This window comes from Pseudomonas sp. IB20 (assembly GCF_009707325.1).
Classification (GTDB): domain Bacteria; phylum Pseudomonadota; class Gammaproteobacteria; order Pseudomonadales; family Pseudomonadaceae; genus Aquipseudomonas.
Genome location: NZ_CP046103.1, coordinates 5006128 through 5031650 on the forward strand (window position 1 = coordinate 5006128; position 25523 = coordinate 5031650).

Annotated in this window: 24 protein-coding genes and 1 pseudogene; 10 read left to right on the top strand and 15 right to left on the bottom strand. The window is 59.1% G+C overall.

Annotated features, from left to right (window positions below; translation table 11 throughout):
• Positions 1-38: 38 nt before the first annotated feature.
• Positions 39-1403, bottom strand: a complete 1365-nt coding sequence (locus tag GJU48_RS23420) for an aspartate aminotransferase family protein (protein ID WP_094948828.1) — start codon at positions 1401-1403, stop codon at positions 39-41.
• Between the two features lie 60 nt (positions 1404-1463).
• A complete protein-coding gene (locus GJU48_RS23425) occupies positions 1464-2822 on the bottom strand; it encodes a glutamine synthetase family protein (protein ID WP_094948827.1) in 1359 nt (452 codons plus the stop codon).
• Between the two features lie 754 nt (positions 2823-3576).
• Between GJU48_RS23425 and GJU48_RS23430 the strand changes: the two genes are divergently transcribed.
• Together GJU48_RS23430 and GJU48_RS23435 are read left to right on the top strand one after the other, a co-directional pair.
• Positions 3577-4953, top strand: coding sequence for a glutamine synthetase family protein (locus GJU48_RS23430; RefSeq protein ID WP_003213894.1), 1377 nt, complete (start codon positions 3577-3579; stop codon positions 4951-4953).
• Positions 4954-5190: 237 nt separating this feature from the next.
• Positions 5191-5832 (top strand): TetR/AcrR family transcriptional regulator, encoded by a 642-nt coding sequence (locus tag GJU48_RS23435; RefSeq protein WP_094948826.1) that lies wholly within the window; start codon positions 5191-5193, stop codon positions 5830-5832.
• A 60-nt stretch (positions 5833-5892) separates the two neighbouring features.
• On the opposite strand, the gene GJU48_RS23440 is transcribed toward GJU48_RS23435, so the two are convergent.
• The 8 genes and pseudogenes from GJU48_RS23440 to GJU48_RS23475 all read right to left on the bottom strand — a co-directional run.
• Complete coding sequence (locus GJU48_RS23440) at positions 5893-6108, bottom strand: TOBE domain-containing protein (RefSeq protein WP_003213899.1); 216 nt, start codon at positions 6106-6108, stop codon at positions 5893-5895.
• A gap of 20 nt (positions 6109-6128) precedes the next feature.
• Complete coding sequence (ssuB, locus tag GJU48_RS23445) at positions 6129-6932, bottom strand: aliphatic sulfonates ABC transporter ATP-binding protein (protein ID WP_155296083.1); 804 nt, start codon at positions 6930-6932, stop codon at positions 6129-6131.
• On the bottom strand, positions 6929-7717 hold the full coding sequence (gene ssuC / locus GJU48_RS23450) for an aliphatic sulfonate ABC transporter permease SsuC (protein ID WP_094948824.1): 789 nt from the start codon (positions 7715-7717) through the stop codon (positions 6929-6931). The genes ssuB and ssuC overlap by 4 nt, the downstream gene beginning before the upstream one ends.
• 9 nt (positions 7718-7726) lie before the next feature.
• The gene (gene ssuD / locus GJU48_RS23455) at positions 7727-8875 is read right to left on the bottom strand and encodes an FMNH2-dependent alkanesulfonate monooxygenase (RefSeq protein WP_094948823.1); all 1149 of its coding nucleotides are present in this window, start codon (positions 8873-8875) and stop codon (positions 7727-7729) included.
• 25 nt (positions 8876-8900) lie between these two features.
• Positions 8901-9869 (bottom strand): sulfonate ABC transporter substrate-binding protein, encoded by a 969-nt coding sequence (locus tag GJU48_RS23460; protein WP_094948822.1) that lies wholly within the window; start codon positions 9867-9869, stop codon positions 8901-8903.
• A 94-nt stretch (positions 9870-9963) separates the two neighbouring features.
• The gene (gene ssuE, locus GJU48_RS23465) at positions 9964-10557 is read right to left on the bottom strand and encodes an NADPH-dependent FMN reductase (protein ID WP_094948821.1); all 594 of its coding nucleotides are present in this window, start codon (positions 10555-10557) and stop codon (positions 9964-9966) included.
• A 318-nt stretch (positions 10558-10875) separates the two neighbouring features.
• The gene (locus tag GJU48_RS23470) at positions 10876-11514 is read right to left on the bottom strand and encodes a peroxiredoxin (protein ID WP_094948820.1); all 639 of its coding nucleotides are present in this window, start codon (positions 11512-11514) and stop codon (positions 10876-10878) included.
• A gap of 398 nt (positions 11515-11912) precedes the next feature.
• Positions 11913-12194: pseudogene (locus tag GJU48_RS23475) on the bottom strand (OprD family outer membrane porin); the annotation flags it as partial.
• A 370-nt stretch (positions 12195-12564) separates the two neighbouring features.
• Here GJU48_RS23475 and tauA point away from each other — a divergent pair.
• The gene (tauA, locus tag GJU48_RS23480; protein WP_094948818.1) at positions 12565-13551 is read left to right on the top strand and encodes a taurine ABC transporter substrate-binding protein; all 987 of its coding nucleotides are present in this window, start codon (positions 12565-12567) and stop codon (positions 13549-13551) included.
• A gap of 147 nt (positions 13552-13698) precedes the next feature.
• Here tauA and argA read toward each other — a convergent pair whose 3' ends face one another.
• Both argA and argE read right to left on the bottom strand, forming a co-directional pair.
• The gene (argA, locus tag GJU48_RS23485; RefSeq protein WP_094948817.1) at positions 13699-14997 is read right to left on the bottom strand and encodes an amino-acid N-acetyltransferase; all 1299 of its coding nucleotides are present in this window, start codon (positions 14995-14997) and stop codon (positions 13699-13701) included.
• A gap of 133 nt (positions 14998-15130) precedes the next feature.
• Positions 15131-16279 carry an acetylornithine deacetylase gene (gene argE / locus GJU48_RS23490; RefSeq protein ID WP_094948816.1) on the bottom strand — a complete coding sequence of 383 codons (1149 nt, stop codon included), beginning with the start codon at positions 16277-16279 and terminating at the stop codon, positions 15131-15133.
• 158 nt (positions 16280-16437) lie between these two features.
• Between argE and GJU48_RS23495 the strand changes: the two genes are divergently transcribed.
• The gene (locus GJU48_RS23495) at positions 16438-17805 is read left to right on the top strand and encodes a CYTH domain-containing protein (RefSeq protein WP_094948815.1); all 1368 of its coding nucleotides are present in this window, start codon (positions 16438-16440) and stop codon (positions 17803-17805) included.
• An 88-nt stretch (positions 17806-17893) separates the two neighbouring features.
• On the opposite strand, the gene GJU48_RS23500 is transcribed toward GJU48_RS23495, so the two are convergent.
• The gene (locus GJU48_RS23500) at positions 17894-18358 is read right to left on the bottom strand and encodes an Lrp/AsnC family transcriptional regulator (protein WP_094948837.1); all 465 of its coding nucleotides are present in this window, start codon (positions 18356-18358) and stop codon (positions 17894-17896) included.
• A 127-nt stretch (positions 18359-18485) separates the two neighbouring features.
• Here GJU48_RS23500 and GJU48_RS23505 point away from each other — a divergent pair, with 127 nt between their 5' ends.
• The 6 genes from GJU48_RS23505 to GJU48_RS23530 all read left to right on the top strand — a co-directional run bounded on the left by GJU48_RS23505 (position 18486) and on the right by GJU48_RS23530 (position 23736).
• Positions 18486-18824 carry a hypothetical protein gene (locus GJU48_RS23505; protein WP_094948814.1) on the top strand — a complete coding sequence of 113 codons (339 nt, stop codon included), beginning with the start codon at positions 18486-18488 and terminating at the stop codon, positions 18822-18824.
• Between the two features lie 82 nt (positions 18825-18906).
• On the top strand, positions 18907-20598 hold the full coding sequence (locus tag GJU48_RS23510) for a GspE/PulE family protein (RefSeq protein ID WP_094948813.1): 1692 nt from the start codon (positions 18907-18909) through the stop codon (positions 20596-20598).
• Positions 20599-20675: 77 nt separating this feature from the next.
• Positions 20676-21596, top strand: a complete 921-nt coding sequence (locus GJU48_RS23515) for an SPFH domain-containing protein (protein ID WP_024077991.1) — start codon at positions 20676-20678, stop codon at positions 21594-21596.
• Positions 21597-21606: 10 nt separating this feature from the next.
• Positions 21607-22053 (top strand): NfeD family protein, encoded by a 447-nt coding sequence (locus GJU48_RS23520; protein WP_094948812.1) that lies wholly within the window; start codon positions 21607-21609, stop codon positions 22051-22053.
• A 69-nt stretch (positions 22054-22122) separates the two neighbouring features.
• Positions 22123-22437: a DUF2388 domain-containing protein gene (locus tag GJU48_RS23525; protein ID WP_043046966.1), complete on the top strand. Its 315-nt coding sequence runs from the start codon at positions 22123-22125 to the stop codon at positions 22435-22437.
• Between the two features lie 156 nt (positions 22438-22593).
• Entirely contained in the window at positions 22594-23736 is a 1143-nt protein-coding gene (locus GJU48_RS23530; RefSeq protein ID WP_094948810.1) for a DegT/DnrJ/EryC1/StrS family aminotransferase, read from the top strand.
• Between the two features lie 123 nt (positions 23737-23859).
• Here GJU48_RS23530 and gcvH read toward each other — a convergent pair whose 3' ends face one another.
• Entirely contained in the window at positions 23860-24243 is a 384-nt protein-coding gene (gene gcvH / locus GJU48_RS23535) for a glycine cleavage system protein GcvH (protein ID WP_094948809.1), read from the bottom strand.
• Positions 24244-24295: 52 nt separating this feature from the next.
• Positions 24296-25378 (bottom strand): glycine cleavage system aminomethyltransferase GcvT, encoded by a 1083-nt coding sequence (gene gcvT, locus GJU48_RS23540; protein ID WP_094948808.1) that lies wholly within the window; start codon positions 25376-25378, stop codon positions 24296-24298.
• Positions 25379-25523: the final 145 nt, after the last annotated feature.

A 25523-nucleotide genomic window follows, 5' to 3' on the forward strand; every position in this document is an offset into this window, starting at 1 on the left:
ACACAGCAGCCGAAGCCGCTGCGCACTGAGCCTAGCATTTAGCCCTGTAATGCCGCCAAAGTCAGGTCCAGGCAATGGCGAGCCTTGGTCACCAGCTCGTCGATTTCCGCTTTGCTCATCACCAGCGACGGCGAAATGATCATGGTGTCGCCCACGGCGCGCATGATCAGGCCATTCTCGAAGCAGAACGTGCGGCAGATCATGCCCACACCACGGCCTTCGTAACGCTTGCGCGTGGCCTTGTCCTGCACCAGCTCAATCGCCCCGAGCATGCCCACACCGCGAACTTCACCCACCAACGGGTGATCAGCCAGCTCCCTCAGACGCTTCTGCAAATACGGTGCCGTTTCGTCGTGCACACGCTTAACGATTTTTTCATCGCGCATGATGCGGATGTTTTCCAAGGCCACTGCTGCCGCCACCGGGTGACCGGAGTACGTGAAACCGTGGTTGAAATCACCGCCTTCATTCAGCACGGCAACCACGTCATCGTGCACGATCAGGCCGCCCATAGGGATGTAACCCGAGGTCAGGCCCTTGGCGATGGTCATCATGTGGGGCTTGAGGTCGTAGAAGTCGCTACCGAACCACTCACCGGTACGGCCGAAACCGCAGATCACTTCGTCGGCGACGAACAGAATGTCGTACTTGGCGAGGATTTCCTTGATGCGCGGCCAGTAGGTGGCTGGCGGCACGATCACGCCACCGGCACCCTGGATCGGCTCAGCAATAAAGGCACCGACGTTGTCCACGCCCAGTTCCAGGATCTTCTCTTCCAGTTGGTTGGCAGCCCACACCCCGAACTCTTCCGGGCTCATGTCGCCGCCTTCGCCGTACCAGTACGGCTGCGCGATGTGGGTGATGCCTGGGATCGGCAAGTCGCCCTGTTCGTGCATAGCGATCATGCCGCCCAAGCTGGCGCCGGCCACGGTGGAGCCGTGGTAGCCATTCTTGCGGCTGATGATGGTTTTCTTGTTCGGCTGACCTTTGATCGCCCAGTAGTGGCGGACCATGCGCAACATGGTGTCGTTGCCTTCCGAGCCGGAACCGGTGAAAAACACGTGGTTCATGCCCGCTGGCGCGATGTCGGAGATGACCTTGGCCAACTCCAGCACCGGCGGGTGAGCGGTCTGGAAGAACAGGTTGTAATACGGCAGTTCTTTCATCTGCTTGGCGGCGGCGTCAGCCAGTTCAGCGCGACCGTAACCAATCGCCACGCACCACAGGCCGGCCATGCCGTCGAGGATCTTGTTGCCTTCGCTGTCCCACAGGTAAACGCCGTGGGCTTTGGTGATGATCCGTGGGCCTTTCACCTTCAATTGCTTGAAGTCACTGAACGGTGCCAGGTGGTGATCATTGCTCAAGGCTTGCCATTCACGGGTTTGCGGGTTGTTGCTGGACATACCAATCTCCTAGACTTTTTCAGGTGAGGGCGCGTCTTTTCCTGCGACGCGCCCAGCGGATCAGACGGCGAAGAGCAGGAATTCCCGCTCCCACGAACTGATCACGCGCTTGAAGTTTTCATGCTCGGCCCGCTTGACCGCGACGTAACCTGTGATGAATTTTTGACCCAGGTATTTCTCGATGGTCTTGCTGTTTTCCATGCGTTCCAGGGCGTCTTCGATGGTCAACGGCAGGCGCAGGTTGCGGCGCTCGTAACCACGGCCCACCACGGGCGCGCTCGGGTTATGGCCTTCGACCATGCCGATGTAGCCGCACAGCAGGCTGGCGGCAATCGCCAGGTATGGGTTGGCGTCGGCGCCCGGCAGGCGGTTTTCCACGCGGCGGTTCTGCGGGCCGGCATCCGGTACGCGCAGGCCGACGGTGCGGTTCTCTTCGCCCCACTCCACGTTCACCGGCGCCGAGGTGTCGGGCAGGAAGCGGCGGAACGAGTTCACGTTGGGGGCAAACAGTGGCAGCAATTCAGGGATGAATTTCTGCAGGCCACCAATGTGGTTAAGGAACAGCTGGCTCATGCTCCCGTCTTCATTAGAGAAGACGTTCTTGCCGGTGGCGATGTCGATGATGCTCTGGTGCAAGTGCATCGCGCTGCCAGGCTCGCCGGTCATCGGCTTGGCCATGAACGTGGCGGCCACGTTGTGCTTGAGCGCGGCTTCACGCATGGTGCGCTTGAACACTAGGATCTGGTCGGCCAGCGACAGTGCGTCGCCGTGACGGAAGTTGATTTCCATCTGCGCCGTGCCGTCCTCGTGGATCAGTGTGTCGAGGTCCAGCTCCTGCAGTTCGCACCAGTCGTAGACGTCTTCGAACAATGGATCGAATTCGTTGGCTGCTTCTATAGAGAAGGACTGACGGCCCGTCTCCGGGCGACCGGAACGGCCGATCGGCGGTTGCAGCGGGAAGTCCGGGTCTTCGCAACGCTTGGTCAGGTAGAACTCCATCTCCGGCGCCACGATGGGCTGCCAGCCTCTGTCGGAGTACAGCTTGAGGACTTTCTTGAGCACGTTGCGCGGCGACAGCTCGATCGGGTTGCCTTGCTTGTCGTAGGTGTCGTGGATCACCTGCGCGGTGGGCTCGATGGCCCAAGGCACCAGGAACACCGCGTTCTGGTCGGGGCGGCAGATCATGTCGATGTCGGCCGGGTCGAGCAATTCGTAATAGATGTCGTCTTCGACATAGTCGCCGGTCACGGTCTGCAACAGAACACTCTCGGGCAGGCGCATGCCTTTTTCGGCGATGAACTTGTTGGTCGGCGAGATCTTGCCCCGGGTGATGCCCGTCAGGTCGCCAATCATGCATTCGACTTCTGTGATCTTGTGGTCTTTCAACCAATCGGTGAGCTGGTCGAGGTTGTTACTCATAAATGCCTCTGGGCTGGGTTTCCTGACATCCATTAAAGGTCAGGCGTTGTTTGACGCAGCATCCGCGTCGTCTTTTTCGTTCAGGTTAGGAGCTTACCTGCCATTTGCTGCAGCGTTGCATTCCTCAGGCCAAACTCGTGCAGAATCATGAGCAGCACCCTGGGTGGGAGCCGCTCAGTGGCAGGCGCGAGGGAAATGAGGAGGCAAAAAAGAGGTCGCCCAAGGCGTCAAGAATATTGGCCGGGGCGCGATCACTGCAGCGTGCATTCCTCAGGCCAAACTCGTGCAGAATCATGAGCAGCACCCTGGGTGGGAGCCGCTCAGTGGCAGGCGCGAGGGAAATGAGGAGGCAAAAAAGAGGTCGCCCAAGGCGTCAAGAATATTGGCCGGGGCGCGATCATTGACAAGGAAAAATTGGACTGGTGACAAGACTTGTCTGAAGCAGGTTGAAACGCCGAGTAGCGGCAGGCGAGACATGAAGCACCCCGGTATTATTGCTGTTATGGGTTTGAATCGAGCTTAGCCTTGTTCATTTTTTTACACAACACCCCCGTAAAAAATACAACACGGCCCGCTCAAGCCTGCTAGTCCCAAGCCGGTCAAACCCAAAAAATCGCCCCAAAAAGCCTCAAAAAAGGCCTCAAGGCGCTTTTTTAGGGCAAAAAAGGCCTCGCTTGACTTCGGCATGCCGTTCGGGTTGACTGAAACCAGAAAGATCAATGATTGATATTTTTAACAACAAAGGTGTTGCATCATGTCGGTACCCCCGCGTGCCGTTCAGCTTAACGAAGCGAACGCGTTCCTTAAGGATCATCCTGAGGTTCTGTACGTAGACCTTCTAATTGCGGATATGAATGGTGTGGTGCGCGGCAAGCGCATCGAACGCACCAGCCTCCACAAGGTTTACGAGAAGGGCATTAACCTGCCTGCCTCTTTATTTGCCCTGGATATCAACGGCTCGACGGTGGAAAGCACCGGCCTGGGTCTGGACATCGGTGATGCTGACCGAATCTGTTATCCAATCCCCGACACCCTGTGCAATGAACCTTGGCAAAAGCGCCCAACCGCGCAATTGCTGATGACCATGCACGAACTTGAAGGTGAACCTTTCTTCGCCGATCCTCGCGAAGTGCTCCGCCAAGTTGTAAGCAAATTTGACGACCTTGGTCTGACCATCTGCGCCGCCTTCGAGCTTGAGTTCTACCTGATCGACCAGGAGAACGTGAACGGCCGCCCACAACCGCCCCGCTCGCCGATCTCCGGCAAACGTCCGCACTCGACACAGGTCTACCTGATCGACGACCTCGACGAATACGTCGACTGCCTCCAGGACATTCTGGAAGGTGCCAAAGAGCAAGGTATCCCGGCTGACGCCATCGTCAAGGAAAGTGCCCCGGCGCAGTTCGAAGTGAACCTGCACCACGTGGCCGACCCGATCAAGGCCTGCGACTACGCGGTACTGCTCAAGCGCCTGATCAAGAACATCGCCTACGACCATGAGATGGACACCACCTTCATGGCCAAGCCTTACCCAGGCCAGGCAGGCAACGGTTTGCACGTACACATTTCGATCCTGGACAAGGACGGCAAGAACATCTTTGCCAGCGAGGATCCCGAGCAGAACGCCGCATTGCGTCACGCGATCGGCGGTGTGCTCGAGACCCTACCCGCCCAAATGGCGTTCCTGTGCCCTAACGTCAACTCCTACCGTCGTTTCGGCGCACAGTTCTACGTGCCGAACTCGCCGTGCTGGGGCCTGGATAACCGCACCGTGGCGATTCGCGTACCGACCGGCTCGTCCGATGCCGTACGTATCGAACACCGCGTGGCCGGCGCCGACGCCAACCCTTACCTGCTGATGGCTTCGGTCCTGGCAGGCGTGCACCACGGTCTGACCAACAAGATCGAACCTGGCGCACCAGTGGAAGGCAACAGCTACGAGCAGAACGAACAAAGCCTGCCAAACAACCTGCGCGATGCATTGCGCGAGTTGGACGACAGCGAGGTGATGGCCAAGTACATCGATCCTAAGTACATCGATATCTTCGTTGCCTGTAAGGAAAGTGAGCTGGAAGAGTTCGAACACTCCATCTCCGACCTTGAGTACAACTGGTACCTGCATACCGTGTAAGCGGTTGCTGCAATAAAAGAATGCCGCAGGCTTTAGGGCCTGCGGCTTTTTTTATGGGTTTCGTCAGGTAGACCGCGGTGGCTTTGTCGCTGGCAAGCCAGCTCCCACACTTGAATGTATTCACAAATCAAAAAGGTGGGAGCGGGCTTGTCGAATCGTCGCACCGCTGCGATGGCGGCCCGGCAGACAACACACCTTCCTGCTCATACAATGCCCGCTGCCTTGTAGGAGACTTCCATGACAACTCGCCCCGCCGCCCCTCGCAAACCCCGCGCCCGCAGCCAGGCCCGGATCGGTGCGATCCTCGATGCCGCCCGCACCTTGCTGGCGACCGAAGGCGTGGCCAGTTTGTCGATCTACAGCGTGGCCGAGCGCGCGCAGATTCCGCCGTCGTCGGTGTATCACTTCTTCGCGAGTGTGCCGGCATTGCTGGAGGCGTTGACCGCCGATGTGCACGCCGCTTTCCGCGCCGCGATTCAGGCACCTATCGACCATGATTCACTCAAGCACTGGCGCGACCTGTCCTACATCGTCGAACAGCGCATGCTCAGCATCTACAGCAACGACGCTGCCGCGCGGCAGTTGATCCTGGCGCAGCATGGGCTTACCGAGGTGACACAGGCTGATCGTCAGCATGATCTGGAATTGGGCGACTTGATGTTCGAAGTCTTCAACCGCCACTTCGAGGTGCCGACCTTGCCTGAAGAGGTGGACGTGTTTGCCCTAGCGCTGGAGTTGAGCGACCGCGTGTATGCGCGCTCGGTGCATCAGCATGGGCAGATTACCTCGCGCATGGCCGAGGAAGGGATGCGGGTGTTCGATGCGTATGTGGGGCTTTATTTGCCGGCGTATTTGCCCAAGCGGGTGGTGGCTGCCTGAGTCATGTACTGCCTGGGCGGGCGCCATCGCGGGCAAGCCCGCTCCCACATTGAGCGTATATCACAACTTGGCGATCGACACCTCGGTGGATTTAACGAAGGCAATCACTTCGCTGCCAATCACCAGTTCCAACTCTTTGACCGAGCGAGTCGTGATCACAGACGTCACGATGCCGGACGCCGTCTGCACGTCGATCTCCGACAACACGTCGCCTTCGACGATTTCCTTGATGGTGCCCTTGAACTGGTTACGCACGTTGATGGCTTTAATAGTCATACGATTTCTCCTCGGGTCGGCTATGCCCAACGCAATTGCGTAGGCAGCGGTGAAACAGGTTCAGGTTCCGGCGGCACGCCTGGCAACGACAGCACACGATTGAGCACTTCGGCTTCCAGTGCGGCCAAGCGATGAGAGCCTCGCGCACGTGGGCGCGGCAGGTCGACGATCAGGTCGAGGCCGATTTCGCCGTCTTCGATCAGGATCACCCGGTCGGCAATGGCCACGGCTTCACTGACATCGTGGGTCACCAGCAATACGGTGAAACCGTGCTTTTGCCACAGGTTTTCGATCAGTTGCTGCATCTCGATGCGGGTCAGGGCATCCAACGCGCCCAGCGGCTCATCCAGCAACAACAAGCGCGGTTGGTGGATCAGCGCACGCGCCAGGGCCACACGCTGCTTCTGGCCACCGGACAACGCCGCAGGCCACTCATTCGCGCGTTCGGCCAGGCCGACCGCTTCCAGGGCTTCCAAAGCCTTGGGCCGCCAGTTGCCTTTGAGCCCCAGGCCCACGTTGTCGATGATCTTTTTCCACGGCAGCAAGCGCGCTTCCTGGAACATCAACCGCGTGTCTTCAATCGCCTCGGCGAGCGGCGCGGAACCGGCCAACAGCTCGCCGCCACTGGCTTTGTCCAAACCGGCCAGCAGGCGCAGCAAGGTACTTTTGCCGCAGCCACTGCGACCGACCACCGCCACGAACTGGCCAGCCGGAATGTGCAGGTCGATTTCCTTGAGTACTTCCCGCGCACCAAAGGCTTTGCGCAATTTGCGCACTGCCAGCGGGATGCCCTTGAGCAGGCGCGGAGGTTGTTGAGCAGTCATGCCGCACCTCCTTTATTCACTTGGTAAGCCGGGTGCCAGCGCAGCCACACACGCTCCAGGCCACGAGCGGCGAGGTCGGCCAGCTTGCCGAGGATGGCGTACATGACGATGGCCAACACCACCACGTCGGTTTGCAGGAATTCGCGGGCATTCATCGCCAGGTAACCAATACCCGAGCTGGCCGAGATGGTTTCCGCCACGATCAGCGTCAGCCACATAAAGCCCAGGGCAAAGCGCACGCCCACCAGGATCGACGGCAGCGCGCCCGGCAGGATGACCTGGCGGAACAGGCTGAAGCCAGACAAGCCGTAGCTGCGCGACATTTCCACCAGCGCCGGGTCGACGTTGCGGATGCCGTGATAGGTGTTCAGGTAGATCGGGAACAACGTGCCGAGGGCGACCAGGAAAATCTTCGCGGTCTCGTCAATGCCAAACCACAGGATCACCAACGGAATCAGCGCCAGGTGCGGCACGTTGCGGATCATCTGCACCGAGCTGTCGAGCAGGCGTTCGCCCCACTTCGACAGGCCGGTGATAAAACCCAAGGCCAAACCGATGCTGCCACCGATCACAAAGCCCAAGCCCGCACGCCAGCCGCTGATGGCCAGGTGCGTCCAGATTTCCCCAGTGCGAACCAGGTTGACCCCGGCTTCGATCACCGCACTCGGCGCCGGCAGAATACGGGTCGACAACCAGCCTGCCGACACCGACAGCTGCCACACCGCCAGTAACAAGATCGGCAGCACCCAGGGCGCGACACGATGGCTCAATTTTTCAAAGTTCATAACGACGCCTCAGCTCTGCGACGCAGCTTTGGGAAGAATGTCGTTGGCGACCATTTCGCCGAACGGGCTGACGTAACCGGCGCTTTTCGGCAGCTCGGGACGTTCGATATCCAAGTGCGGGAACAACAGCTCAGCAACCCGATACGACTCTTCCAAGTGTGGATAACCGGAGAAAATGAAGGTGTCGATGCCCAATGCAGCGTATTCATTGACGCGTGCAGCAACAGTTGGGCCATCGCCCACCAGCGCGGTGCCGGCACCGCCACGTACCAGACCGACGCCGGCCCACAGGTTGGGGCTGACTTCAAGGTTGTCGCGATTGCCACCGTGCAAAGCGGCCATGCGTTGCTGGCCGACGGAATCGAAGCGCGCCAGGGATGCCTGGGCACGGGCGATGGTCTCGTCGTCCAGGTGGGAGATCAGTTTGTCGGCGGCTTTCCACGCTTCATCGTTGGTTTCGCGCACGATCACATGCAGGCGAATGCCGAAGCGCACAGTGCGCCCAAGTTTTGCGGCTTTGGCGCGCACCTGTTCAACTTTTTCCGCGACCGCAGCCGGTGGCTCGCCCCAGGTCAGCACCATTTCCACCTGTTCGGCTGCCAGGTCCTGGGCCGCTTCAGAGGAACCACCAAAATACAGCGGCGGACGCGGTTGCTGGATCGGCGGGTAGAGCAACTTGGCGCCTTTGACGCTGATGTGCTCGCCGTCGTAATCCACGGTTTCGCCTTCCAGCACGCGGCGCCAGATGCGCGTGAATTCGACGCAGGCCTGGTAGCGTTCTTCGTGGCTGAGGAATAAACCGTCACCGGCCAGCTCTTCCGGGTCACCACCGGTCACCAGATTGAACAGTGCGCGCCCGCCAGACAAACGGTCCAAGGTCGCGGCCTGGCGCGCAGCCACCGTCGGGGAAATGATCCCGGGGCGCAGTGCGACAAGGAATTTCAAACGCTGGGTCACCGGGATCAGCGAGGCGGCCACCAGCCAGGAGTCTTCGCAGGAGCGGCCGGTAGGGATCAGCACACCACCAAAACCCAGCCGATCAGCGGCCTGGGCCACTTGCTGCAGATAACCGTGGTCAACGGCGCGGGCGCCTTCGGCGGTGCCAAGGTAATGGCCGTCGCCGTGGGTAGGCAGGAACCAAAAAATATTGAGGCTCATGGAGTTGTCTCCTGAATAAATCGGCTTACGGCGCTGTGGCGACGGCGGCGGGTGGAGTCCAGATCACGTCCTTGATGCTCAAGGGTTTGGGGATCAATTTGAGCTGGTAGAAGCTGTCGGCGATTTTCTGCTGGGCGGCGACCACTTCCGGGGTCAGGAACAGCGCGCCATAGCCTTGGCGCTTCACCGACGTCAGGGTGATGTCAGCCGGCAAGCCAAGCAGCGGGGCGACTTGTTCGGTGACTTCTTGCGGGTTGGCCTTGGACCACTCGCCCACCGCGCGCACTTCTTCCACCAGCGCCTTGATCACTTCCGGGTGCTGCGTGGCATACGGCTTAGTGGCCAGGTAGAACTGGTGGTTGTCGGCGATGCCGGTGCCATCACGCAGGGTGCGCGCTTGCAGTTGTTTCTCGGCGGCGGCCTGGTACGGGTCCCAGATCACCCAGGCGTCCACGCTGCCACGCTCGAATGCAGCGCGGGCATCGGCGGGCGGCAGGAACACGGTATGTACGTCGGTGTATTTCAGGCCGGCATCTTCCAGCGCACGTACCAGCAGGTAGTGCACGTTGGAGCCTTTGTTGAGCACGACTTTCTTGCCCTTGAGCTCAGCCACGGATTTGATCAGCGAATCTTTGGGCACCAGGATCGCCTCACTGGTCGGCGCTGGCGGTTCGTAGGCGACGTAGAGCAGGTCGGCACCGGCCGCCTGGGCGAACACCGGCGGGGTTTCGCCGGTGACGCCGAAGTCGATGGAGCCGACGTTCAGGCCTTCCAGCAATTGCGGGCCACCGGGGAATTCAGTCCATTGCACCTGTACGCCCTGGGCGGCCAGGCGTTTTTCCAGCGTGCCCTTGGCCTTGAGCAGCACCAACGTGCCGTACTTCTGATAACCGATGCGCAGGGTTTCGGCGGCCTGGGCTTGAATAATGGCGCCGAAGGACACAGCCGCAGCAAACAGTGCGACCAGACCACGACGCAAGATGACAGTGCGCATGGCGCTCTCTCCAAAAATTGCGATTAGGGGGTTGGCTGCACCTGCTTGGCCGTTGGCGGCTGAGTAAGGTGAGTACTACACAATCGGGTAAGGCTCAGATGCTCCAGCGAGCACTCAACAAACGTTCATTCAACACATTGGGGTCAAGCGGTTTCGGGCGACGGGCCATGGCGCCGTAGAGCGTTTCCAGGGCCTCGTGCAAACGCTGTTCAAGCACCGGCACCAATTGCGCCTGGGCACTGCCTTCGGCGTAAGCGATCTGGCTGTCTTCGGCAAAAATGCCGTGGAGCAACTCCTGGGCTTTCAGGGCCGACAACACGGGTTTCAAGGCGTAATCCACTGCCAGCATGTGCGCGATACTGCCGCCGGTCGCCATGGGCAACACGATCTTATGCGCCAGGGCGCGTTCGGGCAGCAGGTCCAGCACGGTTTTCAGCGCGCCGGAAAACGAGGCCTTGTACACCGGCGTGGCAATGACCAAGCCATCGGCGTTGGCGACTTGTTGCAGCAGGTCGATGACTTTTGGGCTGTCAAAGCGCGCGTGCAGCAAGTCTTCGGCCGGGAAGTCGCGTATCTGATAACTCACCACTTCCACGCCTTTGTCTTGCAGCCACTGACGGGTTTTTTCCAGCAAGACCCCAGAGCGGGAACGCTGGCTGGGACTGCCTCCAAGTGTTACGACCAGCATGTAGGAAATTCCTTGAGCAAGTGTCGGCGGTTCGCTGTGTGGCGATGGCGCCAAGGTGTGACAGACCTTAGCAGCAGATTTATATATCTATAAATCTTATTTATTCATTTGTTTATTCCATAAATGCATATGAAGTTTATAGAGCTTAGGACGAAAAAAAAGGCCGTCGAAACGGCCTGAAAACCCCTGCTATGTGAGACGGTTTACACCTTGAATCCTGCATCAGCCTGGAGGCCGCCATCGCGGGCAAGCCCGGCTCCCACAGGGGAATGCGGTCAACTGTGGGAGCCGGGCTTGCCCGCGATGGCGGTCTCAGCCTTAGCGGTTAGGTTGTGGGGTAAGCCGCAGGTACGGCTTCACCGCGCGATAGCCCTTCGGAAAGCGCTTCTTGATCTCTTCCTCGTCCTTGAGCGACGGCACGATCACCACTTCATCACCGTCCTGCCAGTTAGCGGGCGTGGCGACCTTGTGGGTGTCGGTCAACTGCAGCGAGTCGATAACCCGCAGGATTTCGTGGAAGTTGCGGCCGGTGCTGGCCGGGTAGGTGATCGTCAGGCGAATCTTCTTGTTCGGGTCGATCACGAACAAGGAACGCACGGTGAGGGTGTCACTGGCATTCGGGTGGATCAGGTCGTAGAGGTCCGAGACCTTGCGATCGGCATCCGCCAGGATCGGAAAGTTGACGACGGTGTTCTGGGTTTCGTTGATGTCTTCGATCCACTTGTGGTGCGAGTCCACCGGGTCTACCGACAAAGCAATCGCCTTGACGCCGCGCTTGGCGAATTCGTCCTTGAGCTTGGCGGTAAAGCCAAGCTCTTTGGTGCACACCGGAGTGAAGTCCGCCGGATGGGAAAACAGCACGCCCCAGCTATCGCCCAGCCATTCGTGGAAGCGGATCTTGCCGGCGCTGGAATCCTGCTCGAAGTCGGGGGCGATGTCGCCCAATCTTAGGCTCATGGTGTGGCTCCTAGTGAGTGCTTATGGAGCCCACTGTGCATGGGTTGGAGATTATTTAAAAAGAATAAATATCGATTTATTTAGACGATAAACGAATATTAAAATTCTGTTCATTGGACTTTTCTACTGGTGAGGATCAACATCCATTCCAAGGTTCGAGAAGGCCTTGAGACGCTGTACAAAGAGGAATTCAAGAAGGGCTTGCGGGGGTTGAGCCCGACTTGAGAAAACGCAAAAAAAACCTCGCGCAAGCGCGAGGTTTTTCAACAACTTCCCTTGGTGTTACAGGAAGCTATAGGTGTAGTTGAAGATCAGGCGAGTCTGATCCTGGTCCTGGATACCAGTACCGCTGCCACGATAAGCACCGTGACGCAGTGTGGTGCCGAAGCCCTTCAGAGGCTGTTTGGGTGATGGCCACGACCACCGTCCAGATGAAAACCAACCAGTGCCTGAGCGTCAATCCCAAAGCCAACAACGCCTTGAGTGAAACCAGACAGGTAGTTGAACTTCAAGCCTGTGGCTGTTTCGCGCTGATCTGCCCCGCCATCACGCTGGTCGTTATCGAAATACAACGTTCGGGAACTGACGCTTGCCTTGCTATCTTCAATGAAACCGGCAGCGCCTGCTTGCTGGGCGATTGCGCCCAAAGCAACAGCCAAAGCCAAGGTGGACTTCTTCATGTACCGCTCCTCTCATTTCTAATTTTTGTATTTCTTTGGTCTCGGGTCTAACGCCCTCGATCCACAGATGCGCGATTAGCGCCGGATAGTGACTACCAAGTCAATCGTAACTTTTGACGTCTACTACCTTCGTCTAACCGCAGTTGATTTGGTCCCTGCAGGGTAATGAGTTTTTCATACACCCAAAAAGAATTGTTTCATCCTTTTTCATACGATTCAGGAATAAGACTTTTCACGCAGCAAGCTGATCAGCATAGACCACCTGCTCCATAAGCTAATTCCTAAAGGGTATTTACCAGCCTTTTTTTAGATCGATTAGTGTTGCCGTACGGTTGCATACGTCACTCACGATCAAAAAGGCGACGCCATCATGGCCAAACGCACATCCTCCCGTCAATTTGTTACAGTTTTTGTGTCACTAATAATTTCTTTTGGTGTCCAAGCGGCCGATTTAACCATTGGCTACCAAACCGGCATCGACCCCAGCAAAGTTCCCCAGGCCGACGGCCTCTATGAAAAGGCCATTGGCGAGAAGATCGCCTGGCGCCGATTCAACAGCGGGCCCGAAGTCGTCACTGCCATTGCCTCCGGCGATGTGCAAATCGGTAACCTCGGTTCCAGCCCCCTTGCAGCGGCGGCTTCACGCAATCTACCGATCGTGGCCTTTGTCGTATCGGCCCAGATCAATGCTTCTGAAGCCTTGGTGGTGCGTAACGGCAGCGGTATCGACAAACCGCAAGATCTGGTCGGCAAGACCATCGCCACGCCGTTCGTCTCAACCTCTCATTACAGCCTGCTCGGTGCGCTCAAGCATTGGGGGCTGAACACTCAGCAAGTCAAAGTAGTGAACCTGCAACCGGCGGAAATTGCCGCCGCGTGGAAACGTGGCGATATCGACGGCGCGTTCGTGTGGTCACCGGCCCTGGGCGAGATTCGCAAGACCGGGAAAACCCTGACAGACGCAGCCCAGGTGGGCCAGTGGGGCGCACCGACGTTCGAAGTGTGGGTGGCGCGTAAGGATTTCGCGGAAAAACATCCTGACGTAGTGGCCAAGTTTGCCAAAGTCACCCTCGACTCGTTCGCCGACTATGCCGCCCACAAAGACAGCTGGACGGTAGATTCCGAACCCGTGCAGAAAATCGCTAAATTGACAGGCTCAAATGCGGCCGACATTCCTGAGCTGCTGGCCGGCACCACGTTCCCAGATGCCCAGGCGCAACAAACCGATGCCCTGCTTAAAGGCGGCACGGCGAAGGCGATTGGGGAGACAGCGAAGTTTTTGAAGGAGCAGGGGAAGGTTGAAGCGGTGTTGCCGGACTACTCGGCCTTTGTGACTGACAAATTTATCAGCAAGTAAGGCAATCAAATGTGGGAGCTGGCTTGTCGGAACGCCGCATCGCTGCGATAGCATCACCTCGGTTTTATCCGAAAGACCGAGTCGCCAGCATCGCAGGCAAGCCAGCTCCCACAAGAACCAGCTCTTTATTAAGCAGGAAAAACGGGCTTAGAGAGCCTTCTCGAAAATCTTCGAATTACGCTGATAGTTGTACAGCGAGGCCCGCGCCGATGGCAGGCGGTCCACACTACTCGGCACAAACCCCCGCTCACGGAACCAGTGCGCGGTGCGGGTGGTGAGTACAAACAGCGTCTTCAAGCCTTTTGCCCGAGCACGCGTCTCGATGCGCTCCAGCAGCTCATCGCCGCGCCCGCCGTGGCGGTACTCGGGGTTGACCGCCAGGCACGCCAGTTCACCCGCATCCGAATCCGCGATCTGATACAGCGCCGCACAGGCGATGATCATGCCTTCGCGTTCGACCACGCTGAACTGTTCGATCTCACGCTCCAGCACTTCTCGCGAGCGCCGAACCAGAATGCCCTGCTCTTCCAGCGGGCTGATCAAGTCGAGCAAGCCGCCGACGTCTTCAATCGCCGCTTCGCGCACCAGTTCGAATTGCTCCTGGGCCACCAGCGTACCGCCACCGTCCCGGGTAAATAGCTCAGTGAGCAACGCGCCGTCTTCGGCGTAGCTGACGATATGGCTGCGCCCTACTCCACCACGGCACGCTTCGGCAGCCGCATCCAACAGTTCAGCTTGGTAGTTGCTGCCCAAGCGTTGCAAATGCGCCGGCACTTGTTGCGGGCGCAGCTCACGAACCAGCCGCCCCTGTTCGTCGATCAGGCCCAAGTCGGCGCCAAACAGCAGCAGCTTGTCGGCACCCAAGTCGATGGCGGCGCGGGTGGCGACGTCTTCGCAGGCCAGGTTGAAGATTTCGCCGGTGGGCGAATAACCCAGCGGTGACAGCAACACGATGGAGCGCTCGTCCAGCAGGCGATTGATGCCCTTGCGGTCGACACGACGTACTTCGCCGGTGTGGTGGTAATCCACGCCCTCAAGCACGCCGATTGGCCGCGCGGTGACCAAGTTGCCGCTCGCCACGCGCAAGCGCGAGCCCTGCATTGGCGAGGAGGCCATGTCCATCGACAGGCGCGCTTCGATAGCGATCCGCAGATGGCCGACCGCGTCGATCACACACTCCAGCGTCGCGGCATCGGTGATGCGCAAACCTTCGTGGTAAGCCGGGGTGAGGCCGCGTGCTTCAAGGCGCGCTTCGATTTGTGGGCGCGAACCGTGAACCAATACCAACCGCACACCCAGGCTATGGAGCAGCACCAGGTCGTGGACGATATTGCCGAAGTTGGGGTGTTCCACACCATCGCCGGGCAGCATGACCACAAAGGTGCAGTCGCGGTGGGCGTTGATGTAGGGCGAAGCGTGACGAAGCCAATTGACGTATTCGGGCATAAAACCTGGGCCTGTAATAAAAAGCAGCCAAAAAAGGATGAATCGTAAAAGCGCACAGCGGGCTGATGGTTATCGTCGGAACAGGCTTGGCGACACGCTCGCTCTCCTTATGTACGAATGGGCAGGGGTTAATTTATGCGGGTTTCAGGCAGTAATAGTCGATCAGTTCCCGCAATAGACGCACTGTAGGCGTCAAGCGTGACATTTCGAGGTACTCACCCGGCTGGTGGGCGCAGGCGATATCGCCAGGGCCAAGCACCAGGGTTTCACAACCAAGGCGCTGAAGATAAGGCGCTTCTGTGCCGAACGCTACTGCTTCGGCACGATGGCCGGTCAATCGTTCCGCCACCCGCACCAGCTCAGCGTCTTCGGCCTGCTCAAACGGCGGCACTTCGGGGAACAACGGCGCGTAGTCGATCTTGACTTTATGGCGCTCGGCCAAAGGCGCGAGCTTCTGCCGGATCGCCGCGCGCAATACCTGCGGGTCCATGCCCGGCAAGGGCCGCAGGTCAAATTCCAGGGAGCATTGGCCACAGATGCGGTTAGGGTTGTCGCCGCCATGGATGCAGCCGAAGTTCATGGTCGGTTGCGGCACACTGAATTGCGGGTTGCGGTACTCACGCTGCCAGGCCAGGCGCAGGCCGCGCAGCTCACCGATGGCGTCGTGCATGGCTTCAAGGGCGCTGTGGCCCAGGCTTGGGTCCGACGAATGGCCGCTTTGGCCAAGGATGTCGATGCGTTCCATCATCACGCCTTTGTGCAGGCGGATAGGCTTGAGGCCCGTCGGCTCACCGATCACCGCTGCGCGGCCCAACGGGCGCCCGGCCTCGGCCAGCGCACGGGCACCAGACATGGAGCTTTCTTCGTCACAGGTGGCGAGGATCAGCAGCGGTTGCTTGAACGGCTGGTCCAGCAGCGGCAGCACGGCTTCAATCGCCAGTGCGAAAAAGCCCTTCATGTCGCAACTGCCCAGTCCTACCCAGCGGCCGTCAACTTCCGTCAGCTTGAGCGGGTCGGTCTTCCACAGCGCAGCATCGTAGGGAACGGTATCGCTATGGCCGGCCAGCACCAGGCCGCCAGGGCCGCTGCCGAAACTGGCCAGCAGGTTGAACTTGCCGGGGCTGACTTGCTGGATGTCGATGGCGAAACCCAGGTCGCCCAGCCAACCGGCGAGCAGATCGATCACCGGGCGGTTGGTCTGGTCGAGAGACGCTTGGGTGCAACTGACCGACGGCGCGGCAATCAGCGCGGCGAATTGCTCTTTCATAGACGGTAACGGCATGCGCGGCCTCTCAACTTCCCGGATGAGCCCCACTATAGAACCATCTGCACGCGACAATAAACCGTTGCGGCGCGTTGCCGGGCTCAGTCCTGTACACTGCACGACCTTGGCAGCCACTCTTTTTCCCGGCTGCGCTCCCGATCCTGGATTTTCCGGCCATGCAGAAAGAAACCGAAATCAAGCTCCGCGTCAGCCGCGAAACACTCGCCGCGCTGCGTGAGCACCCGTTACTGAAAAAACGCAACAAAAGTGGCTGGGAACGCCGTGAGTTGATGAACCAGTATTTCGACACCCCTGAGCGCGACCTGGCCCAGGCTAAAGTCGCCCTGCGTTTGCGCAAGGACGGTGACGAAATCATCCAGACCCTCAAGACCCGCGGCCAAAGCGTCGCAGGCTTGTCGGAACGTAATGAGTACAACTGGGACCTGCCCAAAGCCAAGCTCGACGTGAAGAAACTCGACGGCGAATGCTGGCCCGAGCAACTGGCCGAGCTGGACAAAAAGACCCTCAAGCCGATCTTCACCACCGACTTTGTGCGTGAACGCGCCGAAATCGCCTGGGGCCGTGGCAAGGCCAAGGTAGTGATCGAAGCCGCTTTGGACCTGGGCCATGTTGTGGTCGGCAAGCAGAAAGAAGAAATCTGCGAGCTGGAACTGGAACTGCGCGAAGGTGAACCGGCCGCCCTGCTTGAGCTGGCCGCCGAACTCGCCGCGACCCTGGCCCTGATGCCGTGCGACATCAGCAAGGCCGAACGCGGCTACCGTCTGTATGACGCCAGCAGCTACTCGCTGAGCCTGCCGGCCCCACAGATTCAGGCCGAAATGCCGTTGGATGATGCGTTCGCCGCGATCATGTGGCACCTGCTCGGCAGCAGCCAGCGCCTGGCTGAGCAGTATCGCTTCAATGGCCACTGGCGCCTGCTGCAGGACTGGGTCGAAAACCTCGGCGAACTGCGCGCGCTGATCGGCAGCCTCGGCCAGGCCGCACCGCGTCAATCCACCAGCGAACTGCGCAGCGCACTGGATGCGTTGCTGGAAGACTGGCGCCCACTGGTGCAGGCCGGTGACGACGACGAAGACATCCGCAAAGCCGCACCTGAACAGTTTGTTGAAGAACTGCAAGACGTGCGCTGGGGCTTGTTCTCGTTGAACACCTCGCGCTGGCTGCTGGCCCGCACTTGGACCGCCGATCGCAACGTACGTGGCAACCGCCAGGGCGCCGCGCAGATCACCAACTGGCTGCCACGCCTGTTGGCTGACGACGCCGTTGCCCTGCAACTGCAGCGTTACCAGCAGCAACCGGAAGACCTGGCCGAGCAACTGCCGCGCATCGAACGTATCCAGGCTTGGCTGCACCATGCACGTCAGGTGGTGGACATTCCTGAACTGGACCGTTTGTACGGCGAGCTGAACAAGCTGGCGCAATTGGCTAACCAGCCGATTACCGATGAGTCTCTGGATGCGCGTATGCATCAGGCGATTGCGGTGTATCAGAATCGTGCTTGGAAAACCCTGCTGCGCCTGTAATACCAGGCAAATCGATCAGATGTGGGAGCGGCGGTGCACGCAGATGTGGGAGCGGCGGTGCGACTTGCTCGCTCCCACAGGTTTAGCGCTAAACCGGCAGGCTGGTGGTGGACTTGATCTCCGACAAGGCCACAATCGAGTTCACCTCCTGAATCCCCGGCACCATCGACAGCTTCTCGAAGAAAAACCGCTCATACGCCTCAATGTCAGAGGTGACGATGCGCAGCAGAAAATCCACCGCCCCCATCAGCACATAACACTCCAACACCTCCGGAAACCCGCGAATTGCTTCAGTGAACTCCGTGAAGTTGGATCGGCCGTGGGCGTTGAGTTTGACCTCGGCAAAAATCTGCGTATTAAGGCCAATCTTCTTGCGGTCCAGCAAGGTGACTTGGCCACGGATCACGCCTTCTTCCTTGAGCCGCTGAATACGCCGCCAGCACGGCGATTGCGACAGGCCGACCTGCTCGGCGATCTGTGCGCTGGAAAGCGAGGCATCCTCTTGCAACAAGGCCAGGATGCGGCGGTCGTAGGCGTCCAACTCGCTGTGCATAAAAATACCCATGATGATGCTTAACTTGAATTATTTAAGTCGATTTACTGTTAATACGGCTCATCTTAGATAAGAAATCTCCGCAGGCGAATGTAAAAATTTCTCCAGTCGAACTTGGAGAGTCAGCATGCACGCCGTCGAAACCCGCCACCCCGCTACCCGCGTCGATGCGTGGGCCGTCAACAGCGCCCATTGCCAGGCGCATTATCAGATCATCGCCGAGGCTGAGCCGGATGTGCTGTGCCGGGTGCTCAACTACTTCGCGCTGCAATTTCTGACGCCGCAACAGGTTAATGTGAACCGCGAGGGCGACCTGCTGAACATTGAAATTGTGATGGACGGTTTGAGCTGGCACCGCGCCCAAGTGATCGGTGAAAAGATTCGAAACGTGATCAGCGTATGCACGCTGGAGCTGTGGCCAGCTGATTCCGTGCGGCCTCAGGCGGTGGCGGCAGCAGCTCAGTAAAAGCCTGCAATACACACTGGGAGGAGGATTTTCAGGGGCTGACTAGCCTGGGATTACAGCCCACGCCACCCAGGAAATCTTCATGCCCGCGGCCTTGCACGATCACCCACTGGAACTGCATCAACTGCTGCCTGCCTTGCTTGAGCAAGGGCTGGTGACAGCGGGCGTGGCGCAAAGGTTGGCGACGGCGCCCTCCACGCAACACCCTTTGGAATGCATCGCGGCGCAAGGGCCTTGCCTGGAAGCGCTGACTCAATGGCTGGCAGGGCATGTCGGCCAACCCTATCTGCGTATCGACCCGCTGAAGATCGACGTGGCAACGGTTGTGCCGCTGATGTCTCACGCCTTCGCGCAGCGCCACGCCATTCTGGCGGTGGCCGTGGATGCGCAGAGTGTCACCGTCGCCAGCGCACAGCCGCATATTAGCGGATGGGAAGCCGGGTTGGCGCAGGTGCTCAAGCGCTCGGTTAAGCGCGTGGTCGCCAACCCCCAGGACATTCAGCGCTGCATCAACGAGTTTTACAGGTTGGCCAAGTCGGTCAGCGGCGCTGATCAAAAGGTCGCGGCGGCCGGCAATTTCGAACTGCTCAACCTGGGTGCCAGCGACAAAGAACCAGACGCCAATGACGCGCATATCGTCAATATCGTCGACTGGCTGTTGCAGTACGCCTTCGGGCAGCGGGCCAGTGATATCCATATCGAACCGTGTCGCGACCAGGGCCGTGTGCGTTTTCGCATCGACGGGCTGCTGCATGACGTCTACCAATTTCCAGCCCAGGTCACCATGGCCGTGGTCAGCCGCCTGAAGAGCCTGGGCCGGATGAACGTGGCGGAAAAACGCAAACCCCAGGACGGCCGGGTCAAGACCAAAAGCCCAGCGGGCGTTGAAGTGGAACTACGCCTTTCAACCTTGCCGACGGCGTTTGGCGAAAAACTGGTGATGCGGATTTTTGACCCGCAGGTGCTGCTCAAGGATTTCGACCAGCTTGGCTTGTCGCCCGAGGACCAACAGCGCTGGCACGCCATGACCGGCCAGGCCAACGGCATCATCCTGGTCACCGGGCCGACCGGCTCGGGCAAGACCAGCACGCTCTACACCACGCTCAAGCGCCTGGCGACCCGCGAGGTCAACCTGTGCACGGTGGAGGACCCGATAGAAATGGTCGAGCCCGCCTTCAACCAGATGCAAGTGCAGCACAACATCGACCTGACCTTTGCCAGTGGCATCCGCGCCCTGCTGCGACAGGACCCGGACATCATCATGATCGGCGAGATTCGTGACCAGGAAACCGCAGAGATGGCGATCCAGGCCGCGCTGACCGGGCACCTCGTTCTGTCCACACTGCACACTAACGATGCGCCCAGCGCCATCAGTCGCCTGCAAGAACTGGGCATTGCTCATTATTTGATCAAAGCTACGCTGATAGGCGTGATGGCGCAGCGCTTGGTGCGGCTTTTGTGCCCGCACTGCAAACGTCCGGCGAATGCGCTGGATAATGTTCATGAGGCGGTGGGCTGTGCGCAATGCCGTGACAGCGGTTATCGCGGCCGGGCCGGGCTCTACGAAATCATGGTTGTGGACGAAAAACTCAAGGCGCTGATCACTCCCGGCGCCGACGTGCAGGCTCTGCGCCGGGCATCGCTGGGGCAAGGCATGCACAGCTTGCGCATGGCCGGTATCGACAAGGTGAACGCCGGGCTGACAACCCCGGCAGAAGTAATGCGGGTAACGCCCGGGGATTCAGATACAAATGCTTTTATTGTTGGGCCGTGAAACCGTCCTTATCTGTGACCAGACCGTTACAATCGCCCGAACGTTGTTTCACTGACATCATCAGATAGGGAATCGCAATGCAGATCGGAACCGTACTGCTTCTTTTCGTGGGTTTGGCCGTGGCCATCCTGTTCATGGGCTTTAAAGTAGTGCCTCAGGGCTACCAATGGACAGTCGAGCGATTCGGCCGCTACACCAACACTCTCAAACCCGGCCTCAACATCATCATCCCGGTCATGGACCGCATCGGTCGCAAGATCAACGTGATGGAAAGCGTGCTGGATATCCCGCCCCAGGAAGTCATCACCGCCGACAACGCCACCGTGCAGATCGACGCTGTGTGCTTCTTCCAGGTGGTCAATACCGCCCAGGCCGCCTACGAGGTCAACAACCTCGAGCACGCCATCCGTAACCTGCTGCAAACCAACATCCGTACCGTGCTCGGCTCCATGGAGCTGGACGCAATGCTGAGCCAGCGTGACGGCATCAACGAAAAGCTGCTGCGTACCGTTGATGAAGCCACAGCGCCGTGGGGCATCAAGATCACTCGGATCGAGATCAAGGACATCAGCCCGCCTGCCGACCTGATGGCCGCCATGTCCGGCCAGATGAAAGCCGAGCGGATCAAGCGTGCGCAGATCCTCGAAGCCGAAGGCCTGCGGGCCTCGGCGATTTTGACCGCCGAAGGCAAGAAGCAGGCGCAGATCCTCGAAGCAGAAGGTGGCCGTCAAGCCGCGTTCCTGGAGTCTGAAGCCCGTGAACGTCAGGCCGAAGCTGAAGCCCGTGCGACCCAAGTGGTGTCCGAAGCTATCGCCACCGGTAACGTGCAGGCCATCAACTACTTCGTCGCGCAAAAATACATCGATGCGTTGGGCAAGCTGGCCTCGGCCAACAACAGCAAAGTCATCTTGATGCCGCTGGAAGCCAGCCAGGTGATTGGCGCCGTCGGCGGTATCGGCGAAATCGTCAAGGCAACCTTCGACAATAAGAAAGGCTGAGGCCATCGCCATGTGGGATTTCCTGCAGCATCTGTCGTTCTGGGATTGGCTGGCACTGGGTACGGTGCTATTGATTCTTGAGGTGTTCGGTACCGGTGGCTACCTGTTGTGGATGGGGATCGCCGCCGCCGCCGTGGGCGTGATCAAGTTCCTGGTCCCGCCGCTCGGGCTGGAATGGCAACTGCTGTTGTTCGCCGTGTTATCGATCCTGACTGCGGTGTACTGGTGGAAACGCCAGCGCAGCAGCGCGAAGGTCAGCGACCAGCCAGGGCTGAACATGCGTGGCTCGGAGTTGATCGGCCGCACCTTTGTGGTGCATCAGGCGATCATGGATGGCCGGGGCAAAATAAAAGTCGGCGACAGTGTGTGGATGGCAACCGGACCGGACAGTCCCGTGGGCGCTCATGTGCGTGTCACGGGTCAGGACGGTGTAATTTTACAGGTGGAAACTGTTTAGTCAGTGATGGAACTCGCTTGGGCTAACTACAATCAAACTGTTCAGATAACCCAGTCGGAGTCACCCATCATGCGTCTCAAATATGCTGTCGCAACCCTCGCTGTGCTTTCCCTTCCTGTCGGCTCAGCCATGGCCGACAGTTTCTGGCGCAACGTCATTTCGTCGGGCGCCACTACCGGCTCGACGTACCTGACCTTCAAGGACCATAAGCTGGTGGTCGCCGCCCAAGACGACGCGGGCAGCTTCGTTGCCAGCGACGGCGGCATCCGCGGCCCATACCTTGAAGCTGCCATGCAGAAAGTCCGCGCCGACAACCCTGGCCTCAAAGCCACGGACATGGAGCTGGCCAACGCCATCCTCGCAAAAAATGCCGTAACCGAGTAAACCCCGAACCAAAAAAAATCCGCTTAGCGGATTTTTTGTGCGCTAGATGACGATTCATTCACGGGCGACAGGCTATATTCAGTCGAACCGTGTAACCATGCCGGTACGGATACACCCTTTACTCATCGCCTACCTGAAACGGATGCCTTCGTCGTTATGAGCCAACAGCCCTTTCTGCCGTTTTCCAAACCTACCATTGATGAAGCCACCATCTCGGCGGTCGGCGATGTCTTACGCTCGGGCTGGATCACCAGCGGGCCGAAAGTGCAGGCATTCGAGGCACAGCTGTCGGAATACTTTGGCGGCCGCCCGGTACGCACCTTCAACTCCGGCACTTGCACCATGGAGATCGCGTTGCGCATCGCCGGTATCGGGCCTGGGGATGAAGTGATCACCACGCCGATTTCCTGGGTCGCGACGGCCAACGTGATTCTGGAAGTGGGCGCCACGCCGGTGTTTGCCGATATCGACCCGGTCACCCGCAATATCGACCTGGCCCAGGTGGAAGCCGCGATCACCCCGCGTACCAAAGCAATTATCCCCGTGTACCTGGCGGGGCTGCCCCTGGACATGCCGATGCTGTATGCACTGGCCAACAAGTACAACCTGCGCATCGTCGAAGACGCCGCCCAGGCCTTGGGGTCGAGCTGGGATGGCGAGCGTATCGGCGCTACCGGTGATTTCGTATCGTTCAGCTTTCAGGCGAACAAGAACATCACGTCATCCGAAGGCGGTTGCCTGGTGTTGAACAACGCCGAAGAGGCCCGCTTGGCCGAAAAGTATCGCCTGCAGGGCGTTACCCGTACAGGTTTCGACGGCCTGGATGTGGACGTGTTGGGTGGCAAGTTCAACATGACCGACATTGCTGCAGCCATCGGCCTGGGGCAGTTTGCGTATATCGAGAAGATCACGGCGCATCGCCAGAACCTGGCGCGACATTACTTCAAGTGCTTCGGCAGTGACTTTGAAGAGCAATACGGCGCGCAATTGCCGCCGGCGGATTTCGAAAACAGCAACTGGCACCTGTTCCAGCTTGTATTGCCGGAACGTCAGGATGGGCTGCCGGCGCGCGCTACCTTCATGGAGCAAATGCAGGCCCACGGCGTCGGCATTGGCTATCACTACCCGCCGATCCACCTGCTGAGCCTGTATCGGGCACAAGGTTTCAAGGAAGGCATGTTCCCGGTGGCGGAGCGTGTTGGGCGTTTGATCGTGTCGTTGCCGATGTTCACGGCGATGACAGAGGCGGACGTGGAACGGTCTGTAGCAGCGGTTAAAGCGGTATTGAAAGCCGGTTAAACCATGTGGGAGCTGGCTTGTGCCCCGTGTGACTGAAACACCAAGGTGCATGCATCGCGGGCAAGCCCGACTCCCACACAAGCCAGCTCCCACATTGATTTGTGCTGTTACAGCTGCTTGTGTTTACTCGCCGATGGCGGCTTTGTAGCCAGCAGCATCCAGCAGTTTTTCCAGATCAGCCGGGTTGCTTGGCTTGAGTTTGAAGATCCAGGCGCCGTACGGGTCGGAGTTCAGCAGCTCAGGCTCGCCACTCAAGGCGTCGTTCACCGCGATCACTTCGCCAGCAATCGGCGAGTAGATATCCGACGCCGCTTTCACCGACTCGACCACACCCGCCTGGCCTTCAGCTTCAAAGTTGGCGCCAACTTCAGCCAGCTCAACAAACACCACATCACCCAAAGCTTCCTGAGCATGGTCGGAGATACCGACGGTCACGGTGCCGTCAGCCTCTAGACGGGCCCATTCGTGACTCTCGGCAAAACGCAGGTCGGCAGGGATATTGCTCATAGTCTGTGTCCTCAAGAAGAAATGTCAGCGGCCTCTGGGCTGCCGGTAATCGTTAGATCAAGGTTTTGCCATGGCGCACGAAGGTCGGTTTGACCACTCGAACCGGGTACCACTTGCCGCGGATTTCCACTTCGGCCCGGTCGGCGGTTGCCGTCGGTACGCGCGCCAGGGCAATGGATTTGCTCAGCGTAGGAGAGAAACTACCACTGGTGATCTCCCCTTCGCCAACATTGGCGATACGAACCACTTGGTGAGCGCGCAAAACGCCACGTTCTTCCAGTACCAAACCGACCAATTTGAACTGCACACCGGCGGCTTTTTCCGCCTCCAGGGCGGCGCGGCCGATGAATTGGCGCTCGACAGGTTCCCAGGCAATGCTCCAAGCCATGTTGGCCGCCAGGGGCGAAACATTCTGGTGGATATCCTGGCCATACAGGTTCATGCCGGCTTCCAGGCGCAGGGTATCGCGGGCGCCGAGGCCGATGGGTGAAATACCGGCACCGACCAAGTCGTTGAAAAAGCCTGGCGCCTGATCGGCCGGCAGGACAATTTCCAGGCCGTCTTCGCCGGTATAACCCGTGCGGGCGATAAACCAGTCGCCGTCTGCCTGGCCTTCAAAGGGCTTGAGTTGGTGGATCAGGGTGCCACGAGACTGGGTAACCAGCTCGGCGATTTTCTGCCGGGCGTGCGGGCCTTGTATGGCGAGCATGGCCAACTCGGGCCGCTCATGCAGTTGCACCGCGTAGTTGCCCAACTGCGCCTGCATCCAGGCCATATCCTGATCACGCGTGGCGGCGTTTACCACCAGCCGATAACCGGTCTCGGTGCGGTAGACAATCATGTCGTCCACTACGCCGCCCTGCTCATTAAGCATGGCGCTGTAAAGTGCACGGCCGCAGCCATGCAAACGATCGACATCATTGGCCAGCAGGTGCTGGAGCCATTCCTTGGCCTGTTGGCCTGTAACATCGATCACGGTCATATGAGATACATCGAACACCCCGCAGTCGCGTCGCACCTGATGGTGTTCTTCAACTTGCGAGCCGTAGTGCAAAGGCATATCCCAACCGCCAAAATCGACCATTTTCGCGCCGAGGGCGAGATGCAGGTCATACAGAGGCGTACGCTGTCCCATGGGTTTCTCCTTCCGGGCTTGGCGAAGATGCGCAGAGTTACCGTTTACGCTGAGAACCCCGTATTACAAGGCCTGCAGTGACATACAGCGACTCGCTCCGAAAGACGGAGCGCACCGAATGCCGCGCATTGTAGCCGTAAGCCGT

Excerpts from the sequence above, each read along its gene's own strand:
- GJU48_RS23420 (WP_094948828.1), bottom strand. The coding sequence starts at position 1,403 with ATGTCCAGCAACAACCCGCAAACCCGTGAATGGCAAGCCTTGAGCAAT.
- GJU48_RS23425 (WP_094948827.1), bottom strand. The coding sequence starts at position 2,822 with ATGAGTAACAACCTCGACCAGCTCACCGATTGGTTGAAAGACCACAAG.
- GJU48_RS23430 (WP_003213894.1), top strand. The coding sequence starts at position 3,577 with ATGTCGGTACCCCCGCGTGCCGTTCAGCTTAACGAAGCGAACGCGTTC.
- GJU48_RS23435 (WP_094948826.1), top strand. The coding sequence starts at position 5,191 with ATGACAACTCGCCCCGCCGCCCCTCGCAAACCCCGCGCCCGCAGCCAG.
- GJU48_RS23440 (WP_003213899.1), bottom strand. The coding sequence starts at position 6,108 with ATGACTATTAAAGCCATCAACGTGCGTAACCAGTTCAAGGGCACCATC.
- ssuB (WP_155296083.1), bottom strand. The coding sequence starts at position 6,932 with ATGACTGCTCAACAACCTCCGCGCCTGCTCAAGGGCATCCCGCTGGCA.
- ssuC (WP_094948824.1), bottom strand. The coding sequence starts at position 7,717 with ATGAACTTTGAAAAATTGAGCCATCGTGTCGCGCCCTGGGTGCTGCCG.
- ssuD (WP_094948823.1), bottom strand. The coding sequence starts at position 8,875 with ATGAGCCTCAATATTTTTTGGTTCCTGCCTACCCACGGCGACGGCCAT.
- GJU48_RS23460 (WP_094948822.1), bottom strand. The coding sequence starts at position 9,869 with ATGCGCACTGTCATCTTGCGTCGTGGTCTGGTCGCACTGTTTGCTGCG.
- ssuE (WP_094948821.1), bottom strand. The coding sequence starts at position 10,557 with ATGCTGGTCGTAACACTTGGAGGCAGTCCCAGCCAGCGTTCCCGCTCT.
- GJU48_RS23470 (WP_094948820.1), bottom strand. The coding sequence starts at position 11,514 with ATGAGCCTAAGATTGGGCGACATCGCCCCCGACTTCGAGCAGGATTCC.
- tauA (WP_094948818.1), top strand. The coding sequence starts at position 12,565 with ATGGCCAAACGCACATCCTCCCGTCAATTTGTTACAGTTTTTGTGTCA.
- argA (WP_094948817.1), bottom strand. The coding sequence starts at position 14,997 with ATGCCCGAATACGTCAATTGGCTTCGTCACGCTTCGCCCTACATCAAC.
- argE (WP_094948816.1), bottom strand. The coding sequence starts at position 16,279 with ATGCCGTTACCGTCTATGAAAGAGCAATTCGCCGCGCTGATTGCCGCG.
- GJU48_RS23495 (WP_094948815.1), top strand. The coding sequence starts at position 16,438 with ATGCAGAAAGAAACCGAAATCAAGCTCCGCGTCAGCCGCGAAACACTC.
- GJU48_RS23500 (WP_094948837.1), bottom strand. The coding sequence starts at position 18,358 with ATGCACAGCGAGTTGGACGCCTACGACCGCCGCATCCTGGCCTTGTTG.
- GJU48_RS23505 (WP_094948814.1), top strand. The coding sequence starts at position 18,486 with ATGCACGCCGTCGAAACCCGCCACCCCGCTACCCGCGTCGATGCGTGG.
- GJU48_RS23510 (WP_094948813.1), top strand. The coding sequence starts at position 18,907 with ATGCCCGCGGCCTTGCACGATCACCCACTGGAACTGCATCAACTGCTG.
- GJU48_RS23515 (WP_024077991.1), top strand. The coding sequence starts at position 20,676 with ATGCAGATCGGAACCGTACTGCTTCTTTTCGTGGGTTTGGCCGTGGCC.
- GJU48_RS23520 (WP_094948812.1), top strand. The coding sequence starts at position 21,607 with ATGTGGGATTTCCTGCAGCATCTGTCGTTCTGGGATTGGCTGGCACTG.
- GJU48_RS23525 (WP_043046966.1), top strand. The coding sequence starts at position 22,123 with ATGCGTCTCAAATATGCTGTCGCAACCCTCGCTGTGCTTTCCCTTCCT.
- GJU48_RS23530 (WP_094948810.1), top strand. The coding sequence starts at position 22,594 with ATGAGCCAACAGCCCTTTCTGCCGTTTTCCAAACCTACCATTGATGAA.
- gcvH (WP_094948809.1), bottom strand. The coding sequence starts at position 24,243 with ATGAGCAATATCCCTGCCGACCTGCGTTTTGCCGAGAGTCACGAATGG.
- gcvT (WP_094948808.1), bottom strand. The coding sequence starts at position 25,378 with ATGGGACAGCGTACGCCTCTGTATGACCTGCATCTCGCCCTCGGCGCG.